Origin of the sequence: Lysinibacillus sp. NPDC093712 (assembly GCF_050280025.1) — a bacterium.
Taxonomy (GTDB): domain Bacteria; phylum Bacillota; class Bacilli; order Bacillales_A; family Planococcaceae; genus Lysinibacillus.
Genome location: NZ_JBNNUU010000001.1, coordinates 1,332,562 through 1,358,784, shown reverse-complemented (window position 1 = coordinate 1,358,784; position 26,223 = coordinate 1,332,562). Strand labels below are relative to the sequence as shown.

36 protein-coding genes are annotated in these 26,223 nt (G+C 34.6%); 28 read left to right on the top strand and 8 right to left on the bottom strand.

The annotated features are described in order from the left end of the window. Nucleotides 1-4 precede the first annotated feature (4 nt). The 4 genes from ACQKNX_RS07190 to ACQKNX_RS07175 all read left to right on the top strand — a co-directional run bounded on the left by ACQKNX_RS07190 (nt 5) and on the right by ACQKNX_RS07175 (nt 2,352). A complete protein-coding gene (locus tag ACQKNX_RS07190; RefSeq protein WP_416493008.1) occupies nt 5-67 on the top strand; it encodes a hypothetical protein in 63 nt (20 codons plus the stop codon). A 51-nt stretch (nt 68-118) separates the two neighbouring features. Then, the gene (locus ACQKNX_RS07185; RefSeq protein WP_427428239.1) at nt 119-553 is read left to right on the top strand and encodes a M15 family metallopeptidase; all 435 of its coding nucleotides are present in this window, start codon (nt 119-121) and stop codon (nt 551-553) included. Between the two features lie 572 nt (nt 554-1,125). Continuing rightward, nucleotides 1,126-1,731, top strand: coding sequence for a hypothetical protein (locus tag ACQKNX_RS07180; RefSeq protein WP_427428238.1), 606 nt, complete (start codon nt 1,126-1,128; stop codon nt 1,729-1,731). A gap of 138 nt (nt 1,732-1,869) precedes the next feature. Further along, nucleotides 1,870-2,352: a hypothetical protein gene (locus ACQKNX_RS07175; RefSeq protein ID WP_427428237.1), complete on the top strand. Its 483-nt coding sequence runs from the start codon at nt 1,870-1,872 to the stop codon at nt 2,350-2,352. Between the two features lie 382 nt (nt 2,353-2,734). Here ACQKNX_RS07175 and ACQKNX_RS07170 read toward each other — a convergent pair whose 3' ends face one another. After that, nucleotides 2,735-3,631 (bottom strand): helix-turn-helix transcriptional regulator, encoded by an 897-nt coding sequence (locus ACQKNX_RS07170; RefSeq protein ID WP_427428236.1) that lies wholly within the window; start codon nt 3,629-3,631, stop codon nt 2,735-2,737. Nucleotides 3,632-4,013: 382 nt separating this feature from the next. Here ACQKNX_RS07170 and ACQKNX_RS07165 point away from each other — a divergent pair, with 382 nt between their 5' ends. Both ACQKNX_RS07165 and ACQKNX_RS07160 read left to right on the top strand, forming a co-directional pair. Next, nucleotides 4,014-4,805, top strand: coding sequence for a Rha family transcriptional regulator (locus ACQKNX_RS07165; protein ID WP_427428235.1), 792 nt, complete (start codon nt 4,014-4,016; stop codon nt 4,803-4,805). Between the two features lie 146 nt (nt 4,806-4,951). Beyond that, the gene (locus ACQKNX_RS07160; RefSeq protein ID WP_427428234.1) at nt 4,952-5,239 is read left to right on the top strand and encodes a hypothetical protein; all 288 of its coding nucleotides are present in this window, start codon (nt 4,952-4,954) and stop codon (nt 5,237-5,239) included. Nucleotides 5,240-5,803: 564 nt separating this feature from the next. On the opposite strand, the gene ACQKNX_RS07155 is transcribed toward ACQKNX_RS07160, so the two are convergent. From ACQKNX_RS07155 to ACQKNX_RS07140, 4 genes are all read right to left on the bottom strand, one after another. Beyond that, a complete protein-coding gene (locus ACQKNX_RS07155; protein WP_427428233.1) occupies nt 5,804-7,135 on the bottom strand; it encodes a hypothetical protein in 1,332 nt (443 codons plus the stop codon). Between the two features lie 144 nt (nt 7,136-7,279). Further along, nucleotides 7,280-8,425: a tyrosine-type recombinase/integrase gene (locus ACQKNX_RS07150; protein WP_427428232.1), complete on the bottom strand. Its 1,146-nt coding sequence runs from the start codon at nt 8,423-8,425 to the stop codon at nt 7,280-7,282. A 15-nt stretch (nt 8,426-8,440) separates the two neighbouring features. After that, entirely contained in the window at nt 8,441-8,797 is a 357-nt protein-coding gene (locus ACQKNX_RS07145; RefSeq protein WP_427428231.1) for a helix-turn-helix domain-containing protein, read from the bottom strand. A 53-nt stretch (nt 8,798-8,850) separates the two neighbouring features. Then, nucleotides 8,851-9,345 (bottom strand): ImmA/IrrE family metallo-endopeptidase, encoded by a 495-nt coding sequence (locus ACQKNX_RS07140; protein ID WP_427428230.1) that lies wholly within the window; start codon nt 9,343-9,345, stop codon nt 8,851-8,853. 207 nt (nt 9,346-9,552) lie between these two features. On the opposite strand from ACQKNX_RS07140, the gene ACQKNX_RS07135 reads away from it, so the two are divergent. Both ACQKNX_RS07135 and ACQKNX_RS07130 read left to right on the top strand, forming a co-directional pair. Beyond that, nucleotides 9,553-10,638, top strand: coding sequence for an AAA family ATPase (locus ACQKNX_RS07135; protein ID WP_427428229.1), 1,086 nt, complete (start codon nt 9,553-9,555; stop codon nt 10,636-10,638). A gap of 12 nt (nt 10,639-10,650) precedes the next feature. Continuing rightward, the gene (locus tag ACQKNX_RS07130) at nt 10,651-12,945 is read left to right on the top strand and encodes a S8 family peptidase (protein WP_427428228.1); all 2,295 of its coding nucleotides are present in this window, start codon (nt 10,651-10,653) and stop codon (nt 12,943-12,945) included. Between the two features lie 117 nt (nt 12,946-13,062). On the opposite strand, the gene ACQKNX_RS07125 is transcribed toward ACQKNX_RS07130, so the two are convergent. The 3 genes from ACQKNX_RS07125 to ACQKNX_RS07115 all read right to left on the bottom strand — a co-directional run bounded on the left by ACQKNX_RS07125 (nt 13,063) and on the right by ACQKNX_RS07115 (nt 14,357). Continuing rightward, a complete protein-coding gene (locus ACQKNX_RS07125) occupies nt 13,063-13,425 on the bottom strand; it encodes a helix-turn-helix domain-containing protein (protein WP_229386897.1) in 363 nt (120 codons plus the stop codon). A 108-nt stretch (nt 13,426-13,533) separates the two neighbouring features. Further along, on the bottom strand, nt 13,534-13,905 hold the full coding sequence (locus ACQKNX_RS07120; protein WP_108030164.1) for a helix-turn-helix domain-containing protein: 372 nt from the start codon (nt 13,903-13,905) through the stop codon (nt 13,534-13,536). A gap of 89 nt (nt 13,906-13,994) precedes the next feature. Continuing rightward, the gene (locus ACQKNX_RS07115) at nt 13,995-14,357 is read right to left on the bottom strand and encodes a helix-turn-helix domain-containing protein (RefSeq protein ID WP_427428227.1); all 363 of its coding nucleotides are present in this window, start codon (nt 14,355-14,357) and stop codon (nt 13,995-13,997) included. Nucleotides 14,358-14,517: 160 nt separating this feature from the next. Between ACQKNX_RS07115 and ACQKNX_RS07110 the strand changes: the two genes are divergently transcribed. The 20 genes from ACQKNX_RS07110 to ACQKNX_RS07015 all read left to right on the top strand — a co-directional run bounded on the left by ACQKNX_RS07110 (nt 14,518) and on the right by ACQKNX_RS07015 (nt 26,086). Next, nucleotides 14,518-14,712, top strand: a complete 195-nt coding sequence (locus ACQKNX_RS07110; RefSeq protein ID WP_024364742.1) for a helix-turn-helix transcriptional regulator — start codon at nt 14,518-14,520, stop codon at nt 14,710-14,712. A gap of 140 nt (nt 14,713-14,852) precedes the next feature. Continuing rightward, on the top strand, nt 14,853-15,584 hold the full coding sequence (locus ACQKNX_RS07105; protein WP_427428226.1) for an ORF6N domain-containing protein: 732 nt from the start codon (nt 14,853-14,855) through the stop codon (nt 15,582-15,584). A gap of 15 nt (nt 15,585-15,599) precedes the next feature. Beyond that, nucleotides 15,600-15,944, top strand: a complete 345-nt coding sequence (locus ACQKNX_RS07100; protein ID WP_427428225.1) for a DNA-binding protein — start codon at nt 15,600-15,602, stop codon at nt 15,942-15,944. Nucleotides 15,945-16,056: 112 nt separating this feature from the next. Next, on the top strand, nt 16,057-16,326 hold the full coding sequence (locus tag ACQKNX_RS07095) for a helix-turn-helix domain-containing protein (protein ID WP_427428224.1): 270 nt from the start codon (nt 16,057-16,059) through the stop codon (nt 16,324-16,326). Then, nucleotides 16,311-16,538 (top strand): hypothetical protein, encoded by a 228-nt coding sequence (locus tag ACQKNX_RS07090; protein ID WP_427428223.1) that lies wholly within the window; start codon nt 16,311-16,313, stop codon nt 16,536-16,538. The genes ACQKNX_RS07095 and ACQKNX_RS07090 overlap by 16 nt, the downstream gene beginning before the upstream one ends. A gap of 391 nt (nt 16,539-16,929) precedes the next feature. Then, the gene (locus ACQKNX_RS07085) at nt 16,930-17,139 is read left to right on the top strand and encodes a hypothetical protein (protein WP_427428222.1); all 210 of its coding nucleotides are present in this window, start codon (nt 16,930-16,932) and stop codon (nt 17,137-17,139) included. Continuing rightward, a complete protein-coding gene (locus tag ACQKNX_RS07080; RefSeq protein ID WP_427428221.1) occupies nt 17,136-17,360 on the top strand; it encodes a YqaI family protein in 225 nt (74 codons plus the stop codon). The genes ACQKNX_RS07085 and ACQKNX_RS07080 overlap by 4 nt, the downstream gene beginning before the upstream one ends. 71 nt (nt 17,361-17,431) lie before the next feature. After that, nucleotides 17,432-18,310 (top strand): hypothetical protein, encoded by an 879-nt coding sequence (locus tag ACQKNX_RS07075; protein WP_427428220.1) that lies wholly within the window; start codon nt 17,432-17,434, stop codon nt 18,308-18,310. Next, nucleotides 18,282-19,085, top strand: coding sequence for a PD-(D/E)XK nuclease-like domain-containing protein (locus ACQKNX_RS07070; RefSeq protein WP_427428219.1), 804 nt, complete (start codon nt 18,282-18,284; stop codon nt 19,083-19,085). Before ACQKNX_RS07075 ends, ACQKNX_RS07070 begins: the two co-directional genes overlap by 29 nt. Nucleotides 19,086-19,280: 195 nt before the next feature. Next, nucleotides 19,281-19,487 carry a helix-turn-helix domain-containing protein gene (locus ACQKNX_RS07065; RefSeq protein WP_427428218.1) on the top strand — a complete coding sequence of 69 codons (207 nt, stop codon included), beginning with the start codon at nt 19,281-19,283 and terminating at the stop codon, nt 19,485-19,487. A 155-nt stretch (nt 19,488-19,642) separates the two neighbouring features. Further along, nucleotides 19,643-20,443 (top strand): DnaD domain-containing protein, encoded by an 801-nt coding sequence (locus ACQKNX_RS07060; RefSeq protein WP_427428217.1) that lies wholly within the window; start codon nt 19,643-19,645, stop codon nt 20,441-20,443. Beyond that, nucleotides 20,364-21,209, top strand: coding sequence for an ATP-binding protein (locus tag ACQKNX_RS07055; RefSeq protein ID WP_427428216.1), 846 nt, complete (start codon nt 20,364-20,366; stop codon nt 21,207-21,209). The genes ACQKNX_RS07060 and ACQKNX_RS07055 overlap by 80 nt, the downstream gene beginning before the upstream one ends. Nucleotides 21,210-21,242: 33 nt before the next feature. Continuing rightward, nucleotides 21,243-21,635: a hypothetical protein gene (locus tag ACQKNX_RS07050; RefSeq protein WP_427428215.1), complete on the top strand. Its 393-nt coding sequence runs from the start codon at nt 21,243-21,245 to the stop codon at nt 21,633-21,635. Between the two features lie 12 nt (nt 21,636-21,647). After that, nucleotides 21,648-21,839, top strand: a complete 192-nt coding sequence (locus tag ACQKNX_RS07045; protein ID WP_427428214.1) for a hypothetical protein — start codon at nt 21,648-21,650, stop codon at nt 21,837-21,839. Continuing rightward, nucleotides 21,832-22,056, top strand: a complete 225-nt coding sequence (locus ACQKNX_RS07040; protein ID WP_427428213.1) for a hypothetical protein — start codon at nt 21,832-21,834, stop codon at nt 22,054-22,056. The genes ACQKNX_RS07045 and ACQKNX_RS07040 overlap by 8 nt, the downstream gene beginning before the upstream one ends. Next, nucleotides 22,038-22,226 carry a hypothetical protein gene (locus ACQKNX_RS07035; protein WP_427428212.1) on the top strand — a complete coding sequence of 63 codons (189 nt, stop codon included), beginning with the start codon at nt 22,038-22,040 and terminating at the stop codon, nt 22,224-22,226. Before ACQKNX_RS07040 ends, ACQKNX_RS07035 begins: the two co-directional genes overlap by 19 nt. A gap of 366 nt (nt 22,227-22,592) precedes the next feature. Beyond that, complete coding sequence (locus ACQKNX_RS07030; RefSeq protein ID WP_427428211.1) at nt 22,593-23,423, top strand: DNA adenine methylase; 831 nt, start codon at nt 22,593-22,595, stop codon at nt 23,421-23,423. A 133-nt stretch (nt 23,424-23,556) separates the two neighbouring features. Then, nucleotides 23,557-23,958 carry a hypothetical protein gene (locus tag ACQKNX_RS07025; RefSeq protein ID WP_427428210.1) on the top strand — a complete coding sequence of 134 codons (402 nt, stop codon included), beginning with the start codon at nt 23,557-23,559 and terminating at the stop codon, nt 23,956-23,958. Between the two features lie 692 nt (nt 23,959-24,650). Continuing rightward, nucleotides 24,651-25,088: a hypothetical protein gene (locus ACQKNX_RS07020; protein ID WP_427428209.1), complete on the top strand. Its 438-nt coding sequence runs from the start codon at nt 24,651-24,653 to the stop codon at nt 25,086-25,088. A gap of 125 nt (nt 25,089-25,213) precedes the next feature. Next, nucleotides 25,214-26,086 carry a GNAT family N-acetyltransferase gene (locus ACQKNX_RS07015; protein ID WP_427428208.1) on the top strand — a complete coding sequence of 291 codons (873 nt, stop codon included), beginning with the start codon at nt 25,214-25,216 and terminating at the stop codon, nt 26,084-26,086. The last annotated feature ends 137 nt before the right edge of the window (nt 26,087-26,223 follow it).

The window sequence follows — 26,223 nt, the reverse complement described above, 5'->3', positions numbered from 1 at the left end:
TAACATTCGAATTCATGGGACACTAGGCTATTTAACTCCAGTGGAATTCAAGCAACAGACCTTATAATTTTTGTCCAGTTTAGTGTTGACATACCAACGTTTAGCGTGGGACATTGCAGTGGCTCCCCCAAAACCCTTATATGATGTAGATACTTTAACAAAAGTCGGGGCAATAGCTCGTAAGTTAGGTATAACATGGGGCGGTGATTGGGCGCGCAGAATTGACCGACCACACTTTGAAGTGAAACGCAATTGGAAGATGCCTAGAGGGTACAAATTAGAAGGACAAGTAATCGTGCCAAGTAACAGTAGAATGAAAGTCCAATTAATTGTGAAAGACAAGAAGGAGGAAATCAACGTGGCAAATACAACATGGAATCCAGGTTCACCAGCAATGAGAACGGAGACGGAGAACTTTATTGCGCAGGCTGTGAAGGATGGTATTATCAATGCTTCACACTTGAAGGATTTACAAGATGGGGTGACGACAACTGATCGATTAATTGGTTTGTACATTACGATTCAACAGCGAAGGAATAAAAAAAGTCAATAGAACAGGAAGGAGGGTTATATGCATATATATTCAGAGAATTTCCTGTGGAAATCAATGCTGATTGTAGTGAAAAGAGAACCGTGTCAATCTACATTGGGGTTGGGGTTTGGACATTGAAAACGTTATTTTTGTATATGAAAGATTCGTGTAGACCTCTTAAATAACATATATGAAATAGAAGAAATATTAAAAAACGTGGGAATTAAATAAATATAATAAAATGATTTTACTTTATTAACATAATAGGTCGTGTATATCAATGATCTATTTTATGAACATTTGATAACAAATTATTTACCAATAATTAAAAAATGTCAATAGAATTAATCTGTTTTGGTGCTTTGTAACTATATTTTATAGGGGGAACGCCGATATTATGGCGTTGTAATTGGCGTAATATGGCGGCATTTATTGTTAATTTAGAAAAAACATAATTATCCCGCCAAAAAAATGGCGTTAAATAGTAATTGAAATGGAATAAATGGGAATGATAGGATGTAAATAACTCGAGGGAATGAAATAATGTTATAACGTTTACACAATTGAAGGATAATATTGGAGGAAAGTAAAAAATGTTGAAAAAAAACTGTGTTAAAAGTTTTGTAGCGTTTATTTGTTTTGTACTAGCATTTACAATGATTTCACCAAATCTTGCAAAAGCTAATGAATACCAAGATTTACAATTAAACAATTCATTTCAGGAAACAACTATAGGTAATGAACTAGAGAACGATTCAATTATACGACTAGATACAAATCAAGATTTAGATGTTCCATTTAATGAGTTGAATAATCCTGATGTTTTAATTGACGCAGAGTTACAACCGTTTATAGCACCAGTTATACCTTTATTAGCAGCTGTTACTATTAGATATGGTGTACCGTTTTTAGCAAAAACTGCTTCAAAACGAATAGTTTATGTATCAAAACATGCTGCTGAACAAGCATATGACCGTGGTATTACAGGAAAAATGATGGATGATGCTTTGTCTAATGGTACAAAATATGTAGACGGTTGGAGTGGAGAAAGAATTGCTTGGTTAGAGAATGAATCAGAAAATAATAGAACCGCAGTATTACTTAAAAAAGTTACAGATGAAATTGATACAGTATATAATCAAAAGTCAAAAAAACTGAAATGGTTGAAAAGCACTTGGCAGTATGTAGGAGATAAATAAAAAATTTGATAATTAAATTTAATTAATATTTTCTGGAATTCTATAAAGAGTATGACAACAATCCATGGTATAGTAACTATGGATTGTTGTTATTTGTCTAGTATTTCCAAATGCTAATTTGTATAAAGGGGATAATTTATGGCTATATTAAAAGATTATTATAATCAACCTAGTTGTGAAGTTGAAATCAATTTAGCATTAGTTAATGAATCTAGTGTTAGATTTAATATTCAATTTCGTTCAGGTGAAAATTTTCCGGAAATTAGTTCTGAAGTAGTTTGTTTGAGAAGAGACTTTGTAAAATTATTAGATGATTTAAGACAAATCGAGCTTACACATCTAAGTATGTTAGAGGCCCATGATCCAGGATTGTGTATATATCATATTCCTCTTTTTGGTACTTACTTTAATCCTGGATATGGTTTATATCAAGTGCCTGAACATGAAAGGGATGAGTGGGACCCTTATTATAGATTAGTTTTTGTGTTAGATGCAGGTGAGAGGAATAATCACATTGCATCAGAAACTGGCCCTGCAATATGTCTAAAAGTTAAAATGGAGCAAATAAACGAATTTGTAGACAGTTTAAAATCAGAGCTAAATAATTTCCATATTGCTTAATCAAGTGAAGAAAGACTTAAAAAATGGTCAGATGACAACGGATTGTTTGAATGGTTTATGTATTACAATTCAACAACGTAGAAGTAAATAAAAGATTTTGACCAGGTTCACTTTAAAGTGATATCCTGGTCTTTTTTAGTAGAGGGCGTAAAACAGAATAAATTAATATAATGCTTAAATTTTATACTTAATGTCTTACGTTTTATGTATTGCTACATAACAACGGTTGGAGAGGGTGTAGTACTTAGGTATGTTAAACAAACATTTAAAACTCAAGTGGAAAAGTTAATTGTTAGTTAAAATTAAAACCAGGCACGATTATAGTACCTGGTTATTCTATAAGTAAGAGATATTCAGAAGTGGCATGGAAATTTTTAGAAATTTATTTCTTTGACGTATTTTGTTTTTCATTTTCTTGAATAATACTATCTACTTTCTTTCTGAACTCATCCCATTGTTTAAGTGCAAGTTCTTTAAAGCTAAAACCTAGACTTTCGTATAAATCAACCTTCGGGTTAAAAATAACATATTCAAGTTTCCCTATTATTTTTACTTCACTTCTTTTTACAATTGTCATGTCATTTGACGAAGAAAGATTGGGCATTAAGAAGTGAAAATCTTTAAGGTTTTTTTCTGAGATATTTTGCAGAAGATCTTTTTGCGTTGCATCTTCTTTTAACCCTTTTATTATCCCCCAAACTAATTTTTGATTTAAAAAATTTCTTAAATAATATTTCTCTTCACTCTTTAAATAAATTAAATAAATATTAGTTACATTTGGTTCTTCATTTGCATTAATACCTTGACAATATAACAAATCGTCCTCTTTTAAACGTCCAGGTGAATATTCAAGATCAGTATTTTCAAAGAAAAAGTACTCATTTTCTTGGTAATCAATCTGACTATTATATAAGTCAGCCTGGAATAAAGGATTATATCCGATACCAGAAATGTCAGGGATAATATAGGGAAACTCTTCAAGGAGGTTATTTTTCTCAATATCTTCTTTATTGTCCTTTTCATTTTCAAAATAAGAATTATCTAAACTAGCACAATATAGAAAATCATCAGCATTATCATACTTACCATCCAAAGTATCTAAATGTATGTTATATAAATCACATATACGCTTTAAAATATTTAATGATGGATTTGTCTTATTTTTTTCGTAGTTATTGTACATTTGAGGTGAGACATCCATTTTTTCAGCAGTATACTTTTGCGTCCAACCTTTGTTCTCTCTTAGAACTTTCATTTTTTCCCCAAAAGTTTTCAACATATTCACTTCCCAAAATTAATAGTTTGTATATCAATGATATCAAATCATAATTAATAAAACAAACTATAAAAATAAAATAAGTTATACTTTGTAATTGAAATCAAATTTAATTTTATTTATAATTAAAATAAATTTGATAAAATGATTAAATTGATACATATACAAGATGTAAACTATTTCTCTGGGGCCGGTGGACTTTAGGAATTTCAACTGGTAAAAAAATATTTTAACATTGATTCTTGGGGCTTAAAGGGGGTGATAAATATAATAAAGACGTTTCTTATTAGAGGAACACATGTTATTGAATTGTTAAAATCGAAGTGAATATTACAAAATCTATATTGAAAGGATTATTGATGCCTAAAAACAGGAGGAATACTACATGAATCAATTAAAAGTAGTTTCATTTAATGGTCAGTTAGTAACGGATAGTCGAGATGTGGCGAAAATGGTAGGGATAAGACATTCTGATTTGTTAGAAAAAATCGGGGGAAGCAAAAAGGTTACACGATACATTACACATTTAACAAACGGAAAATTCCGTTCGTCTGATTTCTTTATCCAACATAGCTATACCGATGATAAAGGAGAAATACGTCCTTGTTATTTACTTACTCGAAAAGGTTGTGAAATGGTAGCTAATAAAATGACTGGAGAAAGGGGTGTTCTATTTACTGCAACGTATGTAACTAGGTTTGAAGAAATGGAACAAATAATAAGCCAAGCTTCAATATCAAAAAACTTTGTGGATTTTGAAAAACAGCTCATTGGAGTGAAGTATACATCAGAAATATTACGAGTGGACGGGCCGTCTAAAATTCGAATGTTAGAGGAAGTTCACAAACAGCATGGAGTCCCAACAAACCATTTGCCTAAATATGTGGAAGAAGAACGAAAGGTTGCACTGACACATTTACTTAAACAACATGGTGTAAAAATAAGTGCTGCTAAAGTGAATACTCGCTTAATTGAATTGGGTTTACTCGAAATTAAGGAGCGACCTTCGTCTAATAGTAGTGTTAAAGAATTTAAGTCTTTAACAGAACAAGGACTCTATTATGGTTCAAATGCTATCAGTCCTCATAATCCTAAGGAAACGCAACCGTTGTATTACCCATCTAAATTTGGTGAGTTACTATCGTTGTTGCTAGGAAATGCAATAGAGGTATCTTAAATGTTTGAAAATAAAAAAATCACAATCTAAGCGCCAACTTAGACTGTGAAATAAAATTCGAGTGACATCCACCCTCAAAAACTAACACTATTATAACCGAAAACGGTTCTAATTAGAAGTGGATGTTACTCCCAGGAGGGAGAACTATGCGAATACCAAGTGAAAGCTGTTTACAAGCCATGATCCATTATTCAGAGTTTTATAATCTGACACCACCACTAACAAATGATTTTCGCGATTGGAGCAAAAGTGTGGTGAATGAAATGGGTGACAGAGAAATCCACCTACTTTATTTGGCGGTGAATGCTGCATTAAATAAAGGTCTGGGTTGTCAAAAGTTAATGACTATAATGTTTTATGAACTTCAAAGACGTAAATCGGAAATAGAATTTTACGTAACTTATGCAAACGCATTATCACAAATCAACACCTAAATTGTAAATGTGAATAATATAAAGGGTGAACCATTTTAGTCAGGGGATCACCCTTTTTGCTATGCTTACTAATTGTTAATTAAGCGGAAAATTTACTCTAATACATAAAAAAAGACAGACAAACGATATTTGTTATCTAAAAGTAGACTTTTCATTTATTGACTTTTATATTTCATTTTGAATAAATATAAAAGTATGAATATTACTACGTTCAGTCATTTTTTTACACCTAAAAAAAGCAACCAAAGCAACAAAAAAGCAACCAAAAATCTGAATGCAGGTGAATATCGGTGAAATCGAAACATTATACAAGTGTGAAAAACCTTGCTATAATGGGCTTTGTGATTACATATGAAAGAGGGTAAAAGCATGAACGCTTACGACGAATGTAAGCGTTCATGCTTTTTCTATGTCTTGAAATATCAACGTTTGCAGGGGTTTTTTGAGGTTGCTTTTTTGGAGAAAGTCATGGAAAGTAAACATTTATTCTTGTTTTAGAAAGTAGTTCTTAGTTAAAGTGGAAATATTTAGATTAAAGATTTAGAATTTAAGATATAGTACGTTTTATTCAAAGAAACTTAAATCTTCCAATTGAATATATATTTTAACTGGGATGTCTTCATCTACATTATCATTATTTGGATTAGGATGTGATCTACTAGTTTCATATTCATATTCTTCAAATAAAAATGTATAGTAAGATTCATTTAATTCCATTATGCGGAATTTAGAAAAGATATTACCTAAAATTTCTTTGTGACTTTCAAAAAGATTATTTATTGATCTTTTTTTTCGAATTATTGTATTTCCAAATAAACCTTTGTCCATTTCAGCTGAATCTATATCACCAACAAACATATCTACATATTCTTCAAACATAGGGTAACATTTATCATGGATAAAATCATTAGTTAACGAAGCTAAGAAATCTTGTGTTTCTTCCTTTGAAATTATTGCTTTAATTACTTGTAATTCTTCGTTAGTTACACTATTTAAGTCATTATTTTTGAATATTTCCGATACAATTGAATAGCCAACATGATATTTATTAATTATTGAATCTAGATCTTCTGAAATTATGTATAGAAAATATGCATCTTCTTTATTCAATTCAATATCACAAATTAAGCAATTTCCTACATAACCCTTTTCTTCAGTTTCAATTAGTATTACTTTTTCTTTTACAAAATAATCTGAATCACAGCATGGACACTTGTGAAATGTAATAAACTTTTTATAGTTTACTTTGGCTATTTCTTGTTTTTTATCAAATTCCCCAGGAGTGGTACGTACGGTTTTAATTGTTTCTTTTCCCAAACGGATTTTATCGTATATAGTAAAAAATCTTTTAAACTTCCAAATTGTTAACTCTTCGATTTGGGCTGATCCATTTAGATTCAAGTCATACTTCTGCACATATTGATTAAATGTAGGAATTAGGTTATTAAATATAGGTGTAACTACTATCAATACTTGAGTTATTAAATAATTTATATGCTTTTCAGTAAAATCATACTCATGATGAGTAATTGCGTTTCTAACATAATTTAAATGCTCAATACTACAATAATCATTATCTGTTAATTTTTGTTTGTTTAAAATAATGGCTCTTTTTACAGATTCCATAAAAGTAATAGTATTGCCATTATACTCTGTCTTACCCTTTTTTCGAATTTTATTTATCTCAGCTGCGAAATATTGATCTAAATCTGAAAAAACAAATCGTGGCTCCACTTCTTGGATGCTATGTTTAAATAACGTTTCTATTGAGTGATGAAGACTTAATACGATTTCTTTAGCAATAATTTCTCTTTCCAATCCATGATTATTATCTAGAATTTTTAAGTTTTGTATTGTTTTTTTATACGAATGCAAACCGTTTTCTAATAGCTTCATTAATTAACCCTCCACTTATTGTTTCACTATTAAAAATAGCGTTACTTCCATTATATACCTGAAACTTAAAATAGTTAACGTATTTGCAGAAGAACTTATAAAAATGGAAGGTAACATCTAAGAGCTTGATAATGTGTGTTCCTATTATTCCATTAATTCAGAGAATTTGGTATGCATCTTCTCAGTAGCAGCAACCCGCATCCCAGCTGTAACATGCAAATAAATCTTCGTAGTTGTCTTAGAATTCTTATGTCCAACTCGATTCATAATAAAATTCAAATCCACCCCAGCCTCTGCCAACAGACTAATATGTGTATGGCGGAGGATGTAGGTGCGGAATTGTTTGTTAATGTCGGTGAGGGCGCCGATGCGTCGAACTGTTTGGTTGAGCATTTTGACGGTAGGGGGAATACCTTCCTTGTCACCGAAAACAAAGTCGGACTTTGCCCATTCGCGAAATTCACGCCATTGGTAAAGCTGCTTTATTTTCTCCACTACAATATCATCAATATCGACGGAGCGGACGCTGCCTGCTGTTTTTGGGGGAGTGAGCTCGAAGTCACCCCTTATACTTTTCTTCGCATACACCGTTTTGTTGATGTGTATGACTTTCTTCTCCAAGTCGACATCCTCATACTTTAAGGCTACAGCTTCGCCTGGTCGCATTCCTGTAAAAGCGATTGCGTAGATCAGCGTGCGATATATAATATTACGATGTTTATCCACGAAACTTAAAAATTCCTTCAGTTCATTTGTTTCTAAATAAAGTTTTGCTGTATCTTCACTGCTAGCTTCCTCTAACGTCATTTTCTTCTTTGGCACAAAAGTTGCCTCTACAGGGTTCATTTCAATCAATCCAGATTCTTTGGCATAGGCAAATAACATTTTGGCTGTATTATGAGTGCCACGGAGCGTATTATAGGCTGTTCCATTAGTAAATAAATGATTGAGTAAACTCTGTAATTCGATAGATGTGATTGCGGTAATTTTCTTTTTGGCCAAGTATCGATTGAGTAGGGTGATGCAATAAGTACGGTGTTCATTTGTCGTTTCCTTGTTGCCCTTCATACGGTAGAGCTTTAACCAATCTTGGCTAAATTCTTCAAACGTTATCTTTGCATCGAAGTAATATGCTTTGTTTAATTCAGCTATAGCTTTTTCAACTCTTTCACGTGCTTCAGTTTTACTTTTACCACGACGTGTAATTTGACGGCGTTTGCCAGTGGCAGGGTTACGGGGGCCCTCACCAGTGCACCGCCATGTTGTCTTATTAATTTGAACGAAATGCATTAGCTGTCACCACCTTTATAAAAGTACTTCCCAAATTATTTTTAGTTTCTCGACATCTTTCTCATTACAGTGGGGTAGAGACTTGTACCATTGCTGTAATGAGGGATTGTAGGGAAACGGTTCTTTTAATGCAGGATTATAAGAAGGGTCATCGGACAAACCTGCAATGTCAATTAGATTTATGTAATCATAGTGATAGGCTGTGGCAATGCGTTGCAATGTTTCAGGTGTTGGTTTGATCGCATTGCCAGTACGACGATCCGTTCCTCTTTCAAGCATAGCCAAGTAAGAAAACGTAATATCCATACGTTTTGCTGCATCACGTAAAGATTCATCACCACGTAGTTCCTTTAATAACTCACCTAAACTCAAATTCGTTCACCTCATTCCATTAGTTTTGAATGCATATACCATCCTGTTTCCAACTATAAAATAGAGTTATCGTTCTGGCTATTCCAATTCAGCATAAGTAACTTTTTACTGCGGTATTGTTCCAGTCGTTTGAATGCAAAGTCATATTCCACATTAAATAGCCGTTGTACATTTTCGACAGTAAGCTCACTAGGGTCTAGTTCATCCAACATAAATGAGGGGACACAGGCATGGTACATAAAGTTGTTTGCTTTATATTCTTGATATTCTCGGAATAGGGGATACATGCAGAATTTATCCCCAGTATGTAATAACACATGTGCTAACTCATGGCAAAAATCCTGCCATCTTTGCTGCTGGGTAAGGGATTCATCTAAGAATATGTAGGGTAGATCGTTAGCATATAACGCTTGACTAGTTTCTGACCAATAGAAAACTTTAATACCTAAATTTTTTGCAATATCTCTGAAATCCAAAAGGGGAGGAGTGGTGATATTCATTTTAAAGTAGAATTCTTTAATGAAATCTTCTGAATGACTGTAGTTCATGTAACCACCTCGGAATGGAACGTATGTTCTTTTTATTTTATAATAAAACCCTACTAATTGGTAGTGGCGTGAAACTTTATCTCATGAAGTATACTTGTATTGTATTTTATATTGTTAATAAATAATAATACATTTATTGATTTAGTTGTTGATTTAATTGGTTTATTGAGTGTATTATAAATGTATTAAAAGGAGGTTTATAATACATTGGGTATAGAAAAATTAGTTTCTCAGTTGATAAGAGCCTCTTTAGATAATAACTCAAGAGAAGTAAGAGCTATTTCAATGAGGATAATTAGAAAAATTAAAGATGATCATCCTAAAATTGCGGATGAAATAGCATCAGCATTAGCAGAACATTCAATAGGCGCAAGTACACAACGATCGATTGGAATATCTCCAACTCCTCAAGATTCAGAGTCTATGAAGGATTTAGTTTTAATTGAAGAATTTATTGATTTGGAGAAACCGATATTTTCTGAAAATATCGCAGAGCAACTAGAGACATTCATTAAAGAAAGAGAACAAAGTGAAAAATTAATGCAAGTGGGACTTACACCACCTTCATCTTTATTGCTTCACGGTCCTCCTGGAGTCGGTAAGACACAAATTGCTAAGTATTTATCTAGCAGATTCGAACTTAGCTTGATCACATTAGATTTATCTAGTGTTATTTCAAGTTATTTAGGAAAAACAGGACAAAATTTAAAAAAAGTTTTAGATTATGTAAAAAATCAACCATCAATTTTACTTTTAGATGAGTTTGATGCTGTCGCAAAAAGAAGAGATGATATGTCTGACTTAGGTGAATTAAAACGAATAGTAAACGTGTTGTTAAAGGAATTAGAAAATTGGCCATCACATACCATTCTTATTGCTGCAACGAATCATCCTAATCTTTTAGATCCTGCGATTTGGAGAAGATTTGATAGAGATATTGAAATTACACTACCAGGTCCAAAAGAACGTAAATTAATGCTTGAAAGTGAATTTAATGATGTTGCTGAAAATCTCAAAGAAATAATCCCTTTATTAGTACAATTTACTGATGGATTATCCGGAGCAGATATTAAGAAATTAAGTGATCGAACAAAACGCCGCGTGATATTACATGATGTTGATTATGCTGAGGCTATTATTCAAGAGTTACTACAATTTAAAAATGATGGCTCTATAGAGTTTAATAAGAAGTTCGCTAAGTTAGCCCATGAACAAGTTAGAATTCCAATCCGAACTATTGCAAAATGGCTAGGCAAAAGTAGTTCAGCTGTACAATATTATTTGAAAAAATAGGGGGTAATGAATATGGGAGAAATGTTTAGACCTATTTTAGGTAAAGGGGAAAATTATATTTATCATGAAGAGCCGAGAAAAGGAGCACCTAATCAAGATAATAGGCCAAGTTTTGATGAAGTAAAAATGAAATTGAAAAATCAAATATCACAAGTTAAACAGCAGATCCTTTATATAGATGCTGAAAATAAATTACCTGAAATAGTTCTTAATTTAAAGTTATCATTAGGTTATTCTGCTAAGTCTTATCATCCAAAAGCACTTATTAGAAGTATGGGAGCTACTGAAATTGGTACTAAAAAATGGAGTGGTATGGTAAATACAAAAAAAGGTGAAAAACTAAAGGATGGTAAAGATATTTTTATTAGGGTTAATGAAGATAATCTTAATGAATTGGAGAAAATCATAGCTTCGTCAGAGAAATTTTTGAGTCAAAATTTAATAAATGAAATAAGAACGGTAGAAGAAATCTATTTAGATTCCCATGAAAGTATGCTAGATATTTTTTCTGAAAATTGGTCAGCTGGTAGAATTGAATTTGTACTTCATCCTTTTGGGGAATTAGAGAGCGAGTTAATTGAGAAGTTTAAACAGTTATTTTCCAAAAATGGAGGAGATGTTTCAACTTTGAAAATTCGAAGTTATTCACCAGGACCAATCTTTATTAGTGCTTATTTAGACAAAGATACGTTAAAAAAATTGGTGAATTTTAATCCATTGCGTACTTGTCACCCACTACAATTCAGAGGGTTACCAAATATTAGGATTAATAATACTGAGGGATTTAAATTGCCGATACCACCTTCAGAAATATTTCAGTCATCTATAAAAGTAGGAGTATTCGATGGAGGGGTAGAGTTAAACTCTCCTTTAGTAGCACCATTTATAGCTGAACACAACCCTATTGAAACTGAAAAAAATTTAAATTATGTACAACATGGATTAGGCGTAGCCGGTACAATACTTTATGGTGATCTTAGGCATTATAGCAGTACTGATCAATTACAGACTCCGATAATTAATGTTGATAGTTACAGAGTATTACCTCTACTTAATGAAAAAGATTTTGATTTATATGACGTAATAGACGTAGTTGAAGAAGTTGTACCTAATCGACCTGATATTAAGGTTTTCAATCTTTCAATTGGTCCTTATGGCCCTATAGAAGATGATTACATATCTCGTTTCACATATGTAATAGATGGGTTATCAAAAAATGGTGAAAGATTATTTGTGGTTGCTGTTGGGAATGATGGAGAACTTCAAAATGGAAATGATAGAATTCAGGCACCTTCAGATACTGTTAATGGATTAGGTGTAGGTGCGTATACAATCAATTCTAAGCAAATTAAAGAGAGAGCTTCATATAGCTGTGTAGGAAGTGGAAGAGAAGGTTCTAAAATTAAGCCAGATATTCTTGATTTTGGTGGTAGTGAAACCACTCCTTTCCATTTAATTGGAGTGGATGGCATGAACAGATATTTATCTGCTGGGACTAGCTTTGCTGCACCGTTAGTTGCAAAAAAATCTGCTGAATTAATTGGGCGTTGTAATATAGTTGATCCTTTAGTAGCGAAAGCGCTGGTAATAAATAGTGCTGTACATCCTGAGGATAAACCTGATAAATATTGTGGTTATGGTTTGGTACCGGATGATGTTGAAGAAATTTTAGGGTGTACTAAAAACAAGGTTACTGTGTTATATCGTAATAGGATTTTACCAAAAAAGTATGCTAGATTAGCAGTTCCAGTTGCTGGGGATTTAGATTATAAGGGAAGAGTTAAAATCCAATGGACGATTTCAGTAGCTACTAAACCTAATGCTGTAAATACTGAAGACTACACTTCTGTAACATTAGAAGATACATTTTATCCTCACAATAATAAGTTTAAGTTAAAAGCGCCTAACGGAGTGAGCCCTAAAACAAAGATAGTCGACGTTATAGAGGAAAAACATCTTGTTAATCAACTACTAGCCCAAGGGTGGGAGATGCCCAAATACCCTATAACAACTGCACCAAAGAAACCAAAAACAGAGGAAGAGCGTAAAGCTGATTTCAAGTGGGACACAGTATTGAGAAAAGAAGCAACAGTTAATTATAAATCTTTAAAAAATCCATATTTAGTTTTACATGCTATGGATCGTTATATTAATGAAGATATGTCAGATTTCTTTAATTACGCTGTAGTTATTACAGTTGAGTATCTTGATTATAAAGATGATGCTTATAAAGAAACTATTAAACAATTTAATTTATTGGAACAAGCAAGTATCCGAAGTAGAAACGAATTAATAATTCGAGGGTAAAAAAGAAGTAGGTTATTTAGGTACTAAAAATAGGCATCCATTCGAAATGGTATGCCTATTTTTTAATAATAGAAAAATTAATAACAAGCTTTTAAGGACATGCAACTGAGCATGTCCTTATTTGATTTCACCGCTATCCTTCAAAATCTCCCACATTTTTCGTAGCCTTTGTAAATCTTCCTCACGATTCTTAGGTAAATCCTTATACCATTTTTGTAAAGATGGGTCGTTGGCGAAGGCTTGGAATTCAGCTTCGTCCTCTGTTTGGTTAAGTGGTATATCATAATCAGTGTTACCAAGTAAATAATCTGTTGTAGTATTTAAGGCTTTTGCTAAAAGTACAAGCATTTCATTAGAAGGAGTGCTATAGCCATTTTCATAATTACTAATTGTACCTTTAGTGGTTTGAACTTGTATCGCAAGTTGTTCTTGTGTAAGTTTTTTTGCCTTTCTGGCTATCTTCAAGCGGTGGTCTAACATTCGATCACTCCTTTGACATATGTAAATAAACTAGAGAAGTAAATAATATTTCTTCTAAAAATATTTTACATACAGAAGTGTCATAACGGATATACAATTGGTGTTACTTTATTTTATCTCACCATTATCCTTCAAAATCTCCCACATTTTACGTAATCTCTGTAAATCCTCTTCGCGATTCTTCGGTAAATCTTTGTACCATTTTTGTAATGAAGGATCGTTAGCAAATGCTTGGAATTCAGCTTCGTCATTTATGGATTGAGTATGAGGGTTTTTAACGTCACTTTCACATAAAATATATGCGACACTAACGCCATATTTTTCAGCTAATTTTTGTAGGCTACTTATTGAAATTTCATTGCGACCTTGTTCGTAATAACCATAGGCACTCTCAGAAATATTCAAGAATTTAGCAATATCAGCTTGTGTTAATTTGAATTCTTTTCTTAATTCCTTAAGTCTTTGTGGGACATTAGGCATGGTTACACCTCTTTCGCATATGTAAATAAACTAGTCAGGTATTATTTTACATCTAGAAGTGTCTTAATGGTATACAAATTGGTGTTACTTTAATTTATCTCACCATTATCTTTCAAAATCTCCCACATTTTACGAAGCCTTTGTAAATCTTCCTCACGATTCTTAGGTAAATCCTTATACCATTTTTGTAGGGAAGGGTCGTTGGCGAAGGCTTGAAAAGAAGCTTCGTCTTTTTCTTGTGGTGTGAGTGCTATTTTATCTGTACGACCTAGTAGGTAGTCTGTACTGACTTCAAAATAATCGGCTAACTTAGAAAGCGTTGAATTGTCAGGTTCACCTAAATTATTTTCATATTTTGCATAGCCTTGTCTAGTGATGCCTAGTAAGTCAGCCATTTCCTGTTGGGTCTTACGTTGCTGGGTTCTTAGGGCTTTTAATCGAATTGAGAGCATTGTAATCCCCCTTTTATAGTAAATATTAAACAATTTTAATTATAACGCAACTATAAGTTACTATATGCAACTAAAAGTAGCAATTATACTTGACAGCAACATTTTGTTGCTTTATATTATGGTTATAAGGTAACTAAAAGTTGCAAAGGAGAGGTGGAGAGTGAGGGAAAAATTAATTATTCTTCGAGGTGAAAAAACAATAACAGAGGTAGCTAAAGATCTTAATATTACAAGACAAATGTTAAGTGCAATAGAAAACAATGCTAGAACTCCTTCTCTAGCATTAGCTAGAAAAATTGCTGTTTATTATTCAACAACAATTGAAGATGTTTTTTTTGAATCTAAATGCAACTAAACGTTACCTTTGGTTAAAAGAGAAATTGGAAAGTTTGGGATGGAGCATGACAAGGTTGCTCTAGTAGCCATAATTTCCACATCCAATCTACCAATATTTTAGCAGATTGGAAGGATTATAAAAAAAGTAGGAGGTTATTTATGAATCCATTACAAGTAATCGTACATGACAATCAGCGTGTGTTAACAACAAATCAATTAGCAGAGAGTTATGAAACAGATGTAAAAGTCATTTCGAATAATTTCACTCGGAACAAAGATCGGTATATCGAAGGCAAACACTTTATTCATCTTTCTGGTGAGGACTTAAAACAATTTAAAGCCATTCATCAAAATGATGAAAGCCTAAAATTTGCTTCTTCGTTATACCTTTGGACAGAAAAAGGAGCATGGTTACACGCAAAATCTCTTAACACGGATAGAGCGTGGGATGCCTATGAAAAACTAGTGGACGAGTATTACAACATGAAAGAAAAGATTGTGCCGTTATCAAAAGACCAAGCGCTTGTCACAGTTCTTCGTACTACTGCAGATTTGGTTGAAGATACGCAGGAGATTAAAAAAGAACAACACGAAATCCGTAAAGAACTGTCACTTATCAATGAAAAGGTTGAAGAGCAAATTACCCTAACGTCAGGTGAACAGCGTGCCGTACAAAAGGCTGTAGCAACAAAAGTCTATGAATGTGAAAAAGACACAACACTACGGCCAAAACTCTTTCGTGAATTATATCGTGAAATTAAAGACCGGTTTGCTGTAGCCAGTTATAAGGATATTCGTCGTCAGGATTTACAACTAGCGCTACGATATATCAATTCTTGGATTCCACGAAAAGTTACATTGGAAGAGGCTGCCGGGCAAAGCAGCCTATAGATTGGAGGGCTGGTAATGTTTAGCGAGGATTTTAAGAAGAATATGATGCTTGAGTTTCGCACGATGATTCGCGAGGAGATGGAAGCAACATTACAGGGGACATATGTACAAATTCAACAGTTGCCACCGTTTTTAACGAAAGAAGAGTTAAAAAAATTGCTTCGAATTGCAGATACAAAGGCTTCAGCGTTGCTTGCACGAGCCGATTTTTCGGTATTGCGAGAAGCGGGTGTTTTAGTACCCTCTCACTTATTTATACAATGGGTTGAAGCCAACACACAGTGGATTGATTTAAATACAGGGTTAGCCCCTCATGCACTAAAAGCATTAAGACCAATTAAGCCCTACATACTTACTTAAGTGATTGGGCATACAACCTCTTGACACTATTTTACCTCAATTATTAACAACAATTGGTTCTGCTTTTGCTATCCCTTGTTCCGCCTTGGAACATTGAGAGGAGGTGAGAACAATGTCATACGGAGCAATTTTAAAAGCGCTACGGGTAAGAGCCAATCTTACACAACAAGAACTCGCAGACAAACTACATCGCAGCCGTTCGTGTATTTCTAAGTTTGAAAAAGAGACTAAAACTATCGATATGCCAACATTCATGCAGTGGATACAAATTACGGATGGGCAAGTTGCAGCGGCTGCCATGATGTTTGGAATGGATGCCTTATCAATCGTAAATCAGATATTACCGTTTATCGGAGGAGGTTTTATATGGTGGATGTCATGACAATAATCAAGCATCGCAAGGCGATTTACGGGGCTTTGGGTGCGGTTGAAACAAATATGGTGTTGGAAGATTACGACATAGCCATTGAAAGAGCTTATGAAATTATCAGTAGTTTAAAAGCTTTACAAGCCAATCAAAAAATAGATTTAGCAGAAGTAGATAGAGTGATAGATCACATCCAGCAGTGGGAGGTTCAAAATGTTCAAGTTTAAACGATGGAGCAAATTATCGTTACAACAACGTCTAGTGTCGGTCGGCAATTGGTGGTGCCGATGGTGAAGTGGTTAGTGGATTACTTCTACATGCCAGACGATGGCCGTGACCACCGCCACAAAGTGTTCTGTGTGAAGTGCGGTCTAATCATCATCGCCATTGGTGTACCAGTAGTTATTGCTTGTTGGCAATAAAAAAAGCTGCTTAATCGCGGGAACGATTAAACAGCAGTGCGGTTTTGTCTACACATATTATACCACAATAATCGACGTTTGCGAGTCGCAACTCGCTCTCGTCAAGCAGTTCATAATCCTCTTCTTTCGTCTGGTTAGCCGAAACATTATGAGCTGCTTGATGGGATATGCCATCAGAAAGAAGGTGAGATATGAAATGAATAGTGCGCCGTTCAAGTACAAGATGCCTGTTGTACGAATAGAGACGGAAGAGTTTGAAGAACGTTTCAGCGAGTATGACATTATCAGTCAATTCAATGGCATCATTCTGACGCTCGTTGCTGTTGAAAATGACGTGCGGTATATATCGTATGTCACAGCATCTTATGCAGAAATTTTACGGAAACAAAAGGAGGAGAAGATGTGAATTTATTGATTGAAAATCCAATGGTATTAGGCACTATTGAGCAAGTAAATCATGCACCAACACTTCATTATGATGAAGATGATTTCCGAGATATCTATGGATCTCTAATCGTTAGTAATGACGATTACATGCAATTTTTAAACGGTGATGTAGTTCATATGGATAACATTCATACGTACTTAGAAGAACATTATCAAGCGGAATTTTGCACAAAAAAATAAACCACTTGGCAGAGTGGTTTAAACAAAACTAATTCTTGCGCTCATTATAGCGCACTACAGGAGGAAGTTCAATGACGAATCTTAATGAACAATTCAATAATTCTCAAATGGGGCAACCTTCGTTTCAGGGTGGAACGTTAGCCCAAGCTAGTGCTTCACGCGAAATGGAAGAAGTAAAAGGTCAAATTTTCATGGCGAAACAGTTTCCACGTAACGTTTTCCAAGCTGAACAACGTATTTTAGATACTTGTCGTAGACCGGCACTAGCACAAGTTGCTATGTATCAATACCCTCGTGGTGGACAGCGAGTAACTGGTCCATCCATTCGATTAGCAGAAGCCATTGCACAAAATTGGGGGAATTTATCGTATGGCATTCAAGAATTAGAACAACGTGATGGTGAATCAGTCGCAAAAGCATTCTGTTGGGACCTTGAAACGAATGTCCGGCAAGAGAAGGTATTTACTGTTAAGCATTCTATGAAAGCGAAAGGGACTATCAAGAAACTTGACGATCCACGTGATATTTATGAAAAGGTAGCAAATGATGGGGCTCGTCGTTTACGTTCATGCATTCTAGGCGTCATCCCAGGTGACATTATTGATAAAGCCATTGTGCAATGTTATGAAACGTTAGCTGGAAATAGCCAGGGGCCATTAAAGGATCGTATTGCCAAAGCTTTGCGAAGTTATAAAGAACAGTATCGAGTTACACAAGAAATGATCGAAGCGAAGTTTGGTTATAATGCTGATTCGTTTACAGAATATGACTATGTAGAGTTGATTAACATATTTAATAGCTTAAAAGATGGTTTGAGTAAAGTAGAAGATTGGTTTAACAAAGAAGATGGTAAAAAGCAATCTAGTGGCTTAGGAGACGATTTCAAAGCTCAATCAGAACCAAAAACAGAGGTGAAATCAGATGCTTCCAACGACATTCCAGTTGAATAGCGATAACTATCACACGAATGAAGCAAATCAACACTACATGTCGGTATCGCAGTTTAAAAGCGCAATGGAATGCGAAGCTAAAACGTTTGCAGAGATGAGGGGCGAGTTTACCCGTCCCCCCTCTACCGCATTAATGGTCGGCTCTTATATACACGCTGCATTCCAAAGTAACAAGGCATTTATTGAATTTCGAGAACTTCATCACCACAGCATTTTTAACAGTCGTGGGAACAAATATAGGGATTATGAAAAAGCTGATGACATGATTGAAACGATTAAAAATGACGAGTTTTGTATGTTCGCTCTACAAGGTCAAAAAGAAGTCATCTACACAGGTGAATTATTCGGTGTTGAGTGGAAAATCAAAGTCGATAACATCAACCACGAGCGTCGATTTTTCAGCGATATAAAGAGTACACAGGAGCTTAGAAAGCGATACTGGAGCGAGAAATATAACACTTGGGTTTCGTTTGTACAAGCCTTTGATTATGTGCTGCAGATGTGGGTCTATCGTGAAATTATTTATCAAAATACAGGTCATTATTATGATCCATATATTGTGGCAGTCACTAAAGAAACGCCACCTGATAAAGCCGTTTTACACTTCGATACAGCACGTTTTAACTTCGAGAAGGAATATGTCGAAACGATGTTGCCAAGTATCCTAGAAGCAAAGAGAGGGGCTAAAAAACCACATTATTGTGATAAGTGTGAATACTGTCGGGCTCATAAAAAATTAAGTGGCACATTTGAAATTGAATACCTACTAGATTAGGTGGTGCAACTGGATGTATAACGTACCACACAAAGTCCTTCTACCTGCTTGGATCTTCGAGCAGGCGAAGGATCCAAACGAATTGAGAAGCCTAGTGTTGGAATACATGAAACGATATCCAGACTATCAAATCATTAAAATAAGCGGTAGTTTCGCAGTTTGTGAGCGAGAACAACCCTTTTTTAGGAGGTAGCTATGATTAAAATTCAATTCGCCATTTTGTTAGCTGAACGTAGCCTAAAAATACGAGACATTCACCAATGTACAGGTATTCCTATAATTACGCTTAGAAATCTGTATTATGGACGTTCGAACAGCATCAAAATAAACGATTTAAAAGCGATATGTAAGGTTTTGAAATGCGATGTAGGTGACATTTTACAATACGTTCAGGAGGGCTAATATGCTTGAACTACGCAGGTTTAGAAGTGAATTAGTCGATGGACAGTAAAACTTGTCATTTCTTGCGCTTACCCGGGAAATTTTTATTTATTTCCTCACTGAAATACCACATTTCGAATAGTATTTTTAACACAAAAAAGGAGAGGCGAGGGCAAATGGGCATTATCCGAGTAGCTAAAAACAACAACTATGTAGTGATGAATCGTACAGCATTAAATGACAACCGTTTATCTTGGAAAGCTAAAGGCATTATGGCTTATATGCTTTCAATGCCAGATGATTGGGTGTTTTATATGGACGAATTAATTACGCATGCTACAGATGGCAAAGATTCGTTCAAAAGCGGACTGAAAGAGCTTAAAGATAACGGGTATGTAGAGCGAAAACCAGTAAGAGATGAAAAAACGAAAAGGATTGTTGCTTGGGAAACGATTGTCCATGAAGCGCCTATCCAACAAGAGGAGAAACCACCAGTAGAAATGCCAACAGTGGAAAAGCCATTAGAGGAAAACCCACAAGTGGAAAACCCACTAGTGGAAAACCCGCCCCTACTAAGTATTGATAATAACCAAGTATTGAATAAACTAAATACTGATATTAACCAAGTACTGACTACAGACAAGCAGCATGCTCAAAAGCTATATGGGTTCTTTGTCAGTCGTCTGCAAAAGTTGCCTAGTAATAAATTACGAGAAGATATTGATTACTATCTATCGACCTATCAAGATGCAAATTTAGTTATTGAAGCGTTTGAGCGAGCTTTGTTAAATGGACGAGTCAGAAATAAAGAAAAATATGCTAATGGTACATTACGCAATTGGAGATATGAGGGCGTAACATCTATGCAACTATTAGCGAAAAAGGAGGCTCAACAACGTGCATCCAATACAGGAAGTACTAGCAAAGGCACAAGCAAAGTACCAAGCATTATTGGGCGAAGAAGCAGTCTCGATTAATGACAAACAGTACGAATGTATGAAGTGCAAAGATGTAGGTGGATTATTTGAAATGAAAGTCGATGAAGATGAAAACAGTATTACTTACGGTAAATCATTTCAAATTTGGGTTGATTGTGAATGCGAGAAAAATAGAGTTGTTAGCAAGCTGATGAAGGCTAGTGAAATCACAGAAGAATTCAAAGCAATGACATTTGATAACTTTTTCACGAATGGAGCACCCAAGGTAGTACAAGACATGCACCTATTGGCTACTAAATACTATGCAGAATTTGAACAAATCCAAAAGACAAAACAAAACAGTATTGCCTATCTAGGTCAACCAGGATCAGGGAAAACACACTTACTTATAGCATTGGCGAACTTAATGATGACAGAGAAACATAAGTCAGTATTGTATTTTCCATTCGTGGAAGGCTTCGATGATTTACGGTCAGATTTCGAAAAGTTAGAGGCCAAGATGATCCGTATGAAGCAGGTCGATATTCTCTTTATCGATGACTTGTTTAAACCTGTTACTAAGCAAATGAAAGATGGGGAAAGGATTAAAGTGCCACAAGGGAGCGAGTGGGAAATTAAACAGCTTTATTCAGTTGTGAACTATCGTTATATGAATCATAAGCCAGTGTTTATTAGCAGCGAACTAACGTTTGACGAAATGATTGTTCAAATGGACGAAGGGCTCGGTACACGCTTTTACCAGATGTGTAAGCAGTTTTTTATTCATATCGATAAGGATTTAGGGTTGAATTACAGATTAAAGTGAGGGGCACCTAGCCCCTTGTTTGGAGGGCGAACGATGAGATATAACAAATTTATCGATTGTGGATGTGGTCATAAAATTGATTTAGACGACTTCTTGAATCTTGTCCGAAACGCAGCCTTAGATGATGGGGAATTAAGTGAATTACAGGAAGAAATAACGTGTGAAGTATGTAATGCCATTTATCAAGTAAGTGCAAGTGCTTATGTACATGTCGATGTTTCACTCGAAAGAGTCGAATTTTTAAGCCAAGGCTTTGTTCTGAATGGTGAAACAGTAAGTTTAGATCAAATTGGCATTGGTGAAGAAGTTGCTTTGCCCGATGGCCAATACCAAGCTGGTAACATGCTTTACAAGATTAGTGGTGGAGTAATTTGCAACATTTACAATGCACAAATCGATGAAAATCAATTAGCTTTGGCTATTTAGGAGGGAGCATGGATGAATAATGATTTGAAACAGATTTTAGCCAAGGTTCGTGAGGCGAGATGTGAGTGGGAACTAAAAAAGCTTATGGATGAGCTTGAGGAATTCAACAAACAAAATTACAAAGCGGCTGCGATCGATATTGCTTTGGAAACTGGTAATAGCAAGGCTTTTATTAAATTGGTGGTGTGTGATACAAATGACTAAAAATTTCACATGGTATGCACCAAATGGAGAATTGCTGAAATGCCCTGTGCCTGGCTGTCATCACATTGGGACCATCATCACGAAAAAGCATTGCTGGCTAGTGCATGGTATGTCGAGAGATGAGGTTGGTGAAAAGTACGGGAAGCCTAAACGTATTTTGAGATATAGCAAGAATCAAATTAAAGCGAGGAATGCGGAATGGGTGAACAATATTTAATCGATCAGTTGGTGTTACACATAGGCCTCTACAAAAAATATCAGTACAAAGAAAACGAGATAGGGTCTTATCAGAACCTAGAAGCTTTACGCGTGCTGAAAGGGTTGAGCACACAGGACGAGGCTTTGGATTATGCTATTGCAGTTACTGAAGAGGTGAAGGCTTCATGAGACTGGGTAATGTTACGAATAGATCATGTCTGAGAGAATATGAAAACTTACCGGTTAGATTCTGTTCTTTCGCTTCTTACCAGTTTCAACACCTATTTCAAAAATAAAGAGGATCATAAGAAAGAAAAATACAATTTTTATATTAGGGTTAGCCGTCCAAAAGCCTAAATAATACAGGAACACAAGGATGATTGACAATAGAGTTTTAACAATTTTTAGAGTCATTCTGAAACCACCTAACATTTGGAATTACTGATTATAAAATAATAGCATAGTTAGGATATTTATAGAACATTGTATTGATTCATTTACTGCACAATTTGAGGATTATGCGAAAAAATGTGCAATAACGGGAGGTGATTGTGTTTGAAGCGAGTTTTAAATTATGTCGGTTCTAAATGGAATCTGGCTAGATGGATAGTAAACCAAATGCCCGAGCATGAGGTGTATCTTGAGCCATTCTTCGGTAGTGGTGCTGTCTTATTCAATAAACCAGCAGCACGGATAGAAACAATAAATGATTTAGATGGCAATATCGTCAATCTATTCAAAGTGATTCGTGACCAGCCTGAACAACTGGCTCAACAAATTCAACTTACGCCCTATTCAAGGCAAGAATACAACGAATCATTTACAGCATTGAAGGATGATTTAAATGCGTTAGAAAGAGCAAGGGTATTCTTAGTTCGTTGTTGGATGTCTAGGGGAGGGAAAACAAGTGTTCGTACAGGGTGGCGTCACAATGTAGACTCGAAAACATTTAGTGCCTTACCTGATTGGCGTAAGCTACCAGCTATCGTTTTAGAAGCAACGGAGCGATTAAAACATGTCCAAATTGAAAATTTAGATGCTGCAACATTGATATGCCGTTATAACAAAGAGGATTGTTTGATATACAATGATCCACCGTATTTATTGAGCACACGTACAAAACGACACTATGCTTATGAAATGACGAATGAACAACATGAAACGTTATTGCGAGCTTTAAATAAACATCGGGGTTTTGCCATGATTAGTGGCTACAACAACGAAATGTATAACGATATTTTACAAGGTTGGACAAGGATTTCGAAGATGGCCACAACCGAAGCCGCGAAAGAAAAATGCGAAAGTCTTTGGTTTAATCCTCAAATAATTGAGCGTGGGTATATACAACAATCGCTTTTTTTAGAAGGTGTAGGGAGGCAGATATGAATGATCTGAAGAATGTTTGGATTATTGAATAATTCATAAAAAATAGCAGTAAATGAAAGTTTCAGCAGATTGTAACTTTTTACTAGATTCTAAGTCTAATCAATAAAACAAATAAGGAGAGGCCTGGAATCTAATGAAAAAAATGTTTATAATATTCGTTTTGTTGTTTCTTGTCGGTTGTAATAATGAAGAGATGAAAACTTTTGAGTTTGCAGATGAAATTCAAAAAATAATTGTGATTGGACAAGGAACAAATGCTAAGTTAGATAAACACGAAGTTGAAAATGCCACTCAAATAAAACTTTTTGAAGATGCAATGCAAGATGCCACTATATTATCACAACCTCATACAGATGAAGGTCCTTTATATAAGCTTGAAGTGATGTACGGTGATAACTCGAAAGAAATCATTGATATATGGTATTACGCAAGTGCAAATACAGGAAGCTTTTATATGAATGATAGGTATTCTTTGAATGAAGAAGCCGTTCCAGCATTAATTGAACTTTTGGAGTCTTATAAAGAAGAAAAATGATTTACTGAACAAAATGAGGAAATTAAGAAGAAAGAGCGATTATAATATCGCTCTAAAAAACTCATAAAACCCCATATTCATAGGGATTGCCCATATAAAGAAACCAAGTAGGGCAATTGGGCCAATAAAGAAATTATATATCTTTGTCGGCAAGATTTTTCCGAATAACGTTTTGTAGATTACTACTCAAACTACCATTACTAACGGTAGTAATATCATTGGTGGTATAAAAAATAACAGACTTCCACCAAGTGATATATCTGAAAAAATGTCCATTGTAATACCTCGTTATGTATATTGTGTAAATTGTACCATAAAAAGCTGCGACGTTTGCGGACGCTACAGCTTGTAAGAAACTATTTAAACTTTTGAGGTTTAGTAACTTTAATTGAAGCTACTTCTCCGCAATTTTGACACACAGTAAAAATAAGTGGTGATCCTATAGAGAGACTATTGTTAACGGGTCTTAATTTAGCGGGGCCATCAAGTTTACCTTCGCCGAATGAACTATAGCCGCAGGACTTGCAGGTTAATTTGTTATTTTCCATAACTAACATCACCTCAATATGTAATTTATGTAAATTATAACATAAAAAAGGCCGCAGCTTCGTCACACGCTACAGCATAGAATTGGTTTATGCCACTTAAGCCTTCTCAAAAGCATTATACCACAGCTTAAGGGGGCTAACCTGATGGGCAAACAAGGGCAAATTAAAGTAACGAAAGAGAATTTACTGCAGTGGATTAAGAATTATCATTGGATGGTTGCGACTATTGAAGAAGCACGGAAGCCAGTAGCAAAGGTTGATAATAATAGTTACATTGGTGCTAAAACAGCTATGTATGGCATAGAGGCAACTTTACCAAAGGCTAGTGGTGTAGAGAGTAATCCTGTATTTATTGAGGTGCAACGACGTTTGTATATTAATAATAAACGCATTCAGGAATACGAGAGAAAGGTTGCTGAAGTGCAAAAACGCATTTCGTTTGTAGAAGGGGATAGAGAGGTTGAAGTCCTTCATAGATTGCTAGATGGCGATAGTATGCGAGCTATTGGTAAACACATGAGTTTGTCTAGTACGACAATATTTAGAGTTAGAAATAATATTTTGAGTCAGATGATGAAGTAGCCGAAAGGTTGCTTCTTTTTAGTTATTTTTAAAAGTATTGTTTCTTCAACTGACGGAGCAGTTTAGTTGAATAAGAATAGATGGTAAATTATGATAATAATAGAAATAAAGTAGGGGGATTAATAATGTATACAGACAATAAAAAAGTTTTGAAATTAGTGGAATTTGATAAATATGATGTCATAGGCTTAGTAGAACTTTCGACATCAGTTGGCTGGGATTATGATGAACAAGAAATTAGAACTGTTATGTCATCTGGTAAAATATACGGACATAAAAATGCTGTGGGCAAAATTGTTTCGAGTGCCGCAATAATACCCTATGATACTGATTTAGCTTCAATAGGTATGGTAATTGTTAATGAAGAATATAGAGGATTAGGCTTAGGAAAGAAGGCTACTCAGAAGTGTATAGACAGTGTTTCTCAAAATACCTCAATAATGTTAATTTCAACCGAGGATGGAAAACCTTTATATGAAAACTTGGGTTTTATTACTGTCGATTCTGTACATAAGTATTTAAGTGATAATTATATTCCAACTAGATTGTTTAATAATCTTCAAGAAATTACTCTAGAGAGATACCAAGAGAAAGATATAAATGAAATTATTGAATTAGATTCAGCTGCATTTGGAAATAAGAGGAGAAAATTACTTCTTAACAGGATAAATCAATCAAAACAATGTTTAGTTGTTAGAAATCTAAAGGGGAAGATTATTGGATTTGGATTATCCATTTTAGGTCCAGAAAATCTATTAATAGGACCTATTGTAGCACCAGATTCACAAACAGCTGCTTTAATAATCGATGGTTTAGTTAATAATCATCAAGGAAAGATAAGGATTGATGTGTCATCCAGTAATGACGAGTTAATGTTCTTCTTGGAGAAAAGTGGATTTATTAAAGTTAGTAATCCTCCAATAATGATAAAGAACTCTATTAAAATGCCATATAGGAATAAACAGTTGTTTGCTATTGCTGCACAAATCTTTGGTTAGGGATACCAATATCCTTATTCAACTAACAGGGGCTTTTAATAAAATTTTTAATGTAACGTTTGGAACAAATGAAACAAAAGGAATAAATGTAAAACATGTAGCATGTTTTGTGATAGCAAAAACATGTTGTAAACTCG